1 protein-coding gene is annotated in these 1,409 nt (G+C 58.0%); it reads right to left on the reverse strand.

The window, feature by feature from the left end; all coding sequences use genetic code 11:
* Positions 1 to 284: 284 nt before the first annotated feature.
* Positions 285 to 1,289 carry an IS110 family transposase gene (locus ACEN88_RS31670; RefSeq protein WP_413346122.1) on the reverse strand — a complete coding sequence of 335 codons (1,005 nt, stop codon included), beginning with the start codon at positions 1,287 to 1,289 and terminating at the stop codon, positions 285 to 287.
* Positions 1,290 to 1,409: the final 120 nt, after the last annotated feature.

The following is a 1,409-nucleotide window of genomic DNA, read 5'->3' on the forward strand; positions in this document are numbered from 1 at the left end:
CTAGGGAAGTGCTTATATGGACGCCTCCTGGAGTTCAAGTGATTTTTGACGCTGGTTGACAGTAAGGTCGCAGTCTTATATCCGGCCTGTCTGTGCAGGCTGGAGACCTGCTGGCCCTGATGGAATTCGCTGACGAGGTCCTCATCTGATTTACGAGCACTTGCGGCTCCAATTTCCCTACCAGGTTGTCCTCGTCCCGGTCCTACCTGTCCGCCATCATCTCTGATCGCTTGCGCTCCTTGAAGGTGAAAATGGTACTGCCAATGCGGACTCAAATTCCCCGATCACGCAGGTGCAGGGGCATTGAACCGTGTGCCGTGAGACAGGACTGCCCAAATCGTACGAGCCAGCTTGTTTGCCAGCGCTGCGACAACGACGCTGTATGGCCGGCGCTTGAGCAGGGCTTCAAGCCAAGGCGAGTGCCCACGTCGCGCTACGATCGCGCGAGCCCCATGCATGAGCAGGGTACGCAGATAGACATTGCCGCGCTTGCTTATCCCATGTTGTCGAACGCGTCCGCCTGTTCCAGTCTGTCGCGGTGCCAACCCGAGCCACGATGCGAATTCACGGCCGGATTTGAAAGTGGCGGGGTCGCCGATTGTCGCGACCGCGGCGGTCGCGGTGAACAAGCCGACGCCGGGGATCTCGATCAACCTCCTGCACTGCTCGGTCCTGCGCAGGGAGTCGGTCAATCGACGTTCGATCACTGCCATTTCCCGATCCAGGGATTGAACACGTGCCCACTGTTCCTGGAGGCTCACAACCAGCACTTCTGGCAGCCGCTCGGATGCCTCCGACAGAGCGTCGGCCCACGCCTTCGTCAGCGCGGGATACCCGGCCGGCAGCACGATGCCGAACTCATACAGGATGCCGCGTAACGCGTTGGTCTGCATGATGCGAAACTTCATCAGTTGCTCGCGCATGCGATGCAGGGCCAGGATGGTTTGTTGATGCTCAGTTTTCAGGGCCACGGTACGCGCCTCGGGCTGTTGGACAGCGGTCCAGATCGCCTTTGCATCAGCTGCGTCGGTTTTATTGCGCTGGACAAAGGGACGCACCGATTTCGGCGCCAACAGTTTGACTTGATGGCCGAGGACACTGAGCTTGCGCCCCCATTCATGGGCGCCGCCACAAGCCTCCATTGCGACGATAGCAGGTGCAAGCTGTGTGAAAAACGGGATAACCTCATTACGTTGCAGTTTCAAGCGCTTGACTTCGCCATTCGTATCAACAGAGTGGAGCTGGAACACGGTTTTGGCGATATCCATACCAATGACGAGCTGTTTCATGTCGAATCCCCCTGTCTGGTGAATGTCAGCTACTCTACTGCCTTCGACAATGCGTGCAAATCTCCTGCTCTGCCGGAGTCCGGGAGGAGGCGTCCATACCATCTGATTTAATCGCTGAGC

This window comes from Massilia sp. CT11-108 (genome assembly GCF_047302915.1).
Classification (GTDB): Bacteria; Pseudomonadota; Gammaproteobacteria; order Burkholderiales; family Burkholderiaceae_D; genus Telluria; species Telluria orientalis.